Source organism: Mesorhizobium sp. M1A.F.Ca.ET.072.01.1.1, assembly GCF_004023325.1.
Classification (GTDB): domain Bacteria; phylum Pseudomonadota; class Alphaproteobacteria; order Rhizobiales; family Rhizobiaceae; genus Mesorhizobium.
In genome coordinates, this window is the sequence record NZ_RZSF01000423.1 from 1 (window position 1) to 4,662 (window position 4,662).

A 4,662-nucleotide genomic window follows, 5' to 3' on the forward strand; every position below is an offset into this window, starting at 1 on the left:
CTCCCCTTGATGGGGAGGTCGCGCTGCAGGCGCGGGCGGGGTGCTGCGCCAACCTACGCCGCTTTCGCCACCCCATTCAACTCGCGCAGCACATCCGCCGACAGCTCCAGCTCCGCTGCCGCAAGGTTCTCGCGCAGATGCCCGACCGACGACGTGCCCGGGATCAAAAGGACGTTGGGCGAACGCTGCAACAACCACGCCAGCGCAACCTGCATCGGCGTCGCGCCGAGCCGCTCGGCCACGCCGGACAGCGTCGAGGATTGCAACGGGCTGAAGCCGCCAAGCGGAAAGAACGGCACATAGGCGATGCCGTGGCGCGCCAGTTCATCGATCAGCGCGTCGTCGTCGCGATGCGCCAGATTGTACTGGTTCTGCACACAGACGATGTCGCAAATCTTGCGGCCTTCCTGGATTTGCGCTCGGGTGACGTTGCTCAAGCCGATATTGCGCACCAGGCCCTTGCGCTGAAGCTCGGCGAGCTTGGTGACCTGCGCCTCGATGGAGCCCTCCGCTGGACCATGCATCCCGAACATGATGCGCAGATTGACGACGTCCATCACCTCGCGGCCAAGATTGCGAAGATTATCATGTACGGCCTGTTCGAGCTCATCGGCTGTGAAGGCCGGCAGCCAGGAAGCATCTTCGCCACGACGGGCGCCGATCTTTGTGACGATGGTGAGGTCGTCGGGGTAGGGCGATAGCGCCTTGCGGATCAGCTTGTTGGTGACGTGCGGGCCATAGTAATCGCTGGTGTCGATATGGTTCACGCCTTGCGCTATCGCTTCGCGCAGCACGGCGATGGCCGCGTCATGGTCTTTCGGCGGACCGAACACTCCTTTGCCTGCGAGCTGCATGGCGCCGTAGCCGAGGCGGCGGACCGAGCGGTCACCGAGCTTATAGGCGCCGGATTTGTTTACGCTGGACATCGTGGTTCTCCTTCGTTGTCGGCGAGGGAGGTAAGGCATAGCCGCTGTCCCGATAACCAGCTATATTTAGCACAGCTTGTACGAAATTTAGGACAATGGCCGAACTCAACGATCTCCAGGCATTCATGGCCGTGGCCCGCGCCGGCGGCTTTCGCGAAGCAGCTCGCGCCACGGCCGGCAGCGCGTCAGCGCTCAGCGAAGCCATCCGCCGTCTGGAAACCCAACTCGGTGTTCGGCTCTTAAACCGCACCACGCGCAGCGTTGCTTTGACCGAGGCTGGTGCCAGCCTGCTGGCGCGGCTCGGCCCCGCATTGGGCGAGGTAGAAGCTGCGCTCGATGTGGTGAACGGCTTTCGCGACCGGCCCGCCGGAACGTTGCGTCTCAACGTGCCGATAAGCGCCTCGCGGCTGGTGCTGCCCAAAATCGTTCCGGGATTTCTCGCGGCCTATCCCGCCATTCGCCTGGAGGTGATCGCCGAGGAGAACTTTGTCGATGTGCTGGTGGCCGGCTGCGACGCCGGAATCCGCTATGACGAGCGGCTGGAGCAGGACATGATCGCGGTGCCGATCGGACCGCGCGCGCAGCGCTTCACGACCTCCGCCGCGCCGTCCTACCTTGACCGGCACGGTCGGCCGCAGCACCCGCGCGACCTGCTTGGCCATGCCTGCGTGCGCGGCCGCTTTCCGAGCGGGGTCATGACGCCCTGGGAGTTCGAGCGGGACGGCGAGGTGGTGCGGGTCGATCCCACGGGGCCATTGGTCGTCAGCATCGGTGGAGGCGTCGATCTAGCTGTCGATGCGGCGATCGCCGGCGTCGGCATCCTTTGGCTCTTCGAGGACTGGGTGCGCCCGTATTTCGACAGCGGCGTTCTGGAACCGGTGCTCCAGCCCTGGTGGCAAAGCTTCTCGGGGCCGTTTCTTTATTACCCTGGCCGGCGCTTGGTGCCGGCACCGCTGCGCGCCTTCATCGACTACATAAAAACGCCGGCCGGGCACTGGTGACGGAAACAAAAAAGCCGCCCGGAGGCGGCCTTTTCGAAATGCTTGGACTTCGCAGCGCTTAGCGCTTCGAGAACTGGAAGCTGCGGCGGGCCTTGGCCTTGCCGTACTTCTTGCGCTCGACCACGCGGCTGTCGCGGGTGAGGAAGCCGCCCTTCTTGAGCACCGAACGCAGGCCCGGCTCGTAATAGGTCAGCGCCTTAGAGATGCCGTGACGCACGGCGCCCGCCTGGCCGGAGAGACCGCCGCCGATGACGGTGGCGACGATGTCGTACTGGCCGGCGCGGTTGGCGGCGACGATCGGCTGGTTGAGAATCATCTGCAGCACGGGACGCGCGAAATAGGTCGCGAATTCCTTGTCGTTGACGATGATCTTGCCGGAGCCTGGCTTCACCCAGACGCGCGCGATCGCGTTCTTGCGCTTGCCAGTGGCATAGGCGCGGCCCGACTTGTCGAGCTTCTGGACGTGGACAGGCGCGGCCGGCTGCGCGGCGGTCGTGACAGTCCCGAGTTCTGCGAGCGAGGAAAGCTCAGCCATTACGAGGCCCTCTTGTTCTTGGAGTTCAGCTTGGCCACGTCGAGCGTGACGGGCTGCTGGGCCGCGTGCGGATGCTCAGTGCCTGCATAGACGCGGAGATTCTTCATCTGGCGGCGGCCAAGCGGGCCGCGCGGGATCATGCGTTCGACAGCCTTCTCGACGACGCGCTCGGGGAAGCGGCCCTCGAGCAGCTGGCGCGCGGTGCGCTCCTTGATGCCGCCGGGATGGCCGGTGTGCCAGTAATAGACCTTGTCGGTGTACTTCTTGCCGGTGAACACCACCTTGTCGGCATTGATGACGATGACATTGTCGCCATCATCGACATGCGGGGTGAAAGTGGGCTTGTGCTTGCCGCGCAGATGGTTGGCGATGACAGTGGCAAGGCGGCCGACGACGAGACCCTCGGCGTCGATCAGCACCCACTTCTTCACCACATCCGCAGGCTTCTGCGAAAAGGTAGCCATGTTTTGCTCTCAGGTTGACCGTCCTGTCCGCGAACGGCAGGAACAGGCGTTTTTTGTTGCTTGAATTGACGGAGAGGCCAAGCCGTCCGGCAATAACAAAACGGCGGCCCTTGCGGCCGCTGTTTCGTGACGGCTTATAGGCGAGGGTGCCGGATGCGTCAAGCCAAGCGGAGACTCTACTGGCGCTGAAAATAAAGCAAAAACAATCAATTGGCGAAACGGTATTATTTTACCTCGTCCATTCGCTTCGGCGGGATCGAATAGGTCCCGGTGGCGTGGGCCACCGTGTGCCGGTCGGCCCCGGCGACGATGTCGATGTCGAAGACCATCAGGCTCTTTCCGAGCTTAAGGATACGGCAATGGCCGTCGATCGGCCCGGCCTCGGCCTTGCGCATGAAGTTGATGTTGAGATTGGTCGTCACCGAAAGCGCATCCGGCCCGGCATGGCTGAGCACGCAAACATAGCCGCCGATGTCGGCAAGCGTGAACAGCGCCGGACCCGAGACGGTGCCGCCGGGACGCAGATGCCGCTGGTCGGCATTGAGCCGCACCGTGCAGCCGCCCGGAAACACTTCCAGCGCCTCATAAAAGGAGAACTGGTCGTTGAGCTGCGGATAGACGCTTGCCATCAGCGCGTTGACTTCGGCCGCGGTCAGCACCGGCTTGAGATTGCTTTGAGCGGGCATGCGCGATTCCTATATACGGAAAGTTCCAGGCGGCGCGCCTGGACCAAACGGTGCCACGGAGAAAACACGTCTCGCGGCTGTTCTTCAATCGGCAGCATGTTAGTTCTGTTGCTCCATAACCCGGGACCGCTGATCGAGAGGTTCAAAAATGGCCGAAGTCGTTGCCATCAAGTCCGCCGTCGCCGACGGCCCGGTTCTTGTCAGCCAAGACAAGGGCGTGCTGCGCCTCACCCTTGCAAGCCCGCCGGCCAACGCGCTGTCGCTGGCGACGATGGCGGCGCTGCAGGCCGAGTTCGACCGCGTGAAGGACGACAAATCCGTACGCGTCATCATCCTGGCAGCGTCAGGCAAAGTGTTTTGCGCCGGCCACGACCTCAAGGAAATGACGGCGCACCGCGCCGAACCGGATCGCGGCCGCGCCTTCTTCGAAAAGACCTTTGTCGCCTGCGCAAAGCTGATGCAGACCATCGTTCGCCATCCGAGGCCGGTGATCGCCGAGGTCGACGGTCTGGCTACCGCGGCCGGATTGCAGCTTGTCGCGAGCTGCGACCTCGCCATCGCCTCGCACGAAGCGACCTTCTGCACGCCCGGCGTCAATATCGGCCTGTTCTGCTCGACGCCGATGGTTGCGCTGTCGCGCAACGTCTCGCGCAAGCAGGCGATGGAAATGCTTCTCACCGGCGAGACGATCGATGCGGCGACGGCCAAGGAGTTCGGTCTCATCAACCGGATCGTGCCGCGCGAATATCTGAATCAGGTTGTCAACAAATACGCGCAAACCATTGCTTCAAAATCGTCTTTGGTGGTCAAGGCCGGCAAGGAGGCGTTCTACGCCCAGGCCGAAATGGGGCTGGCTGACGCCTACGCCTACACCGGCCGCGTGATGGTGGAAAACATGCTGGCGCGCGACGCCGAGGAGGGTATCGGCGCTTTCATTGGCAAGCGCAAGCCGGAATGGGCCGACGAATAATTGACTCGAGAATGCAGCGCGCTTTTTCATGATTGACGGTCCGACGTGGCTGCCCGCAAGCAACTGACGCGGATGAAAGC

Annotated in this window: 6 protein-coding genes; 2 read left to right on the plus strand and 4 right to left on the minus strand. The window is 63.0% G+C overall.

The genetic code is table 11. The features are described from left to right. Positions 1-53: 53 nt before the first annotated feature. Positions 54-926, minus strand: a complete 873-nt coding sequence (locus tag EOA32_RS33305) for an aldo/keto reductase family oxidoreductase (RefSeq protein ID WP_128373987.1) — start codon at positions 924-926, stop codon at positions 54-56. 95 nt (positions 927-1,021) lie between these two features. On the opposite strand from EOA32_RS33305, the gene EOA32_RS33310 reads away from it, so the two are divergent. After that, complete coding sequence (locus EOA32_RS33310) at positions 1,022-1,927, plus strand: LysR family transcriptional regulator (protein ID WP_128373988.1); 906 nt, start codon at positions 1,022-1,024, stop codon at positions 1,925-1,927. A gap of 58 nt (positions 1,928-1,985) precedes the next feature. Here the strand turns inward: EOA32_RS33310 and rpsI are convergent, their stop codons facing one another. From rpsI to EOA32_RS33325, 3 genes are all read right to left on the minus strand, one after another. Continuing rightward, positions 1,986-2,462: a 30S ribosomal protein S9 gene (gene rpsI / locus EOA32_RS33315; protein WP_066989448.1), complete on the minus strand. Its 477-nt coding sequence runs from the start codon at positions 2,460-2,462 to the stop codon at positions 1,986-1,988. Beyond that, a complete protein-coding gene (gene rplM / locus EOA32_RS33320) occupies positions 2,462-2,926 on the minus strand; it encodes a 50S ribosomal protein L13 (protein ID WP_066989450.1) in 465 nt (154 codons plus the stop codon). The genes rpsI and rplM overlap by 1 nt, the downstream gene beginning before the upstream one ends. Before the next feature lie 224 nt (positions 2,927-3,150). Then, on the minus strand, positions 3,151-3,612 hold the full coding sequence (locus tag EOA32_RS33325; protein WP_128373989.1) for a PaaI family thioesterase: 462 nt from the start codon (positions 3,610-3,612) through the stop codon (positions 3,151-3,153). 148 nt (positions 3,613-3,760) lie between these two features. Here EOA32_RS33325 and EOA32_RS33330 point away from each other — a divergent pair, with 148 nt between their 5' ends. Then, positions 3,761-4,582, plus strand: a complete 822-nt coding sequence (locus EOA32_RS33330; protein ID WP_128373990.1) for an enoyl-CoA hydratase — start codon at positions 3,761-3,763, stop codon at positions 4,580-4,582. Positions 4,583-4,662: the final 80 nt, after the last annotated feature.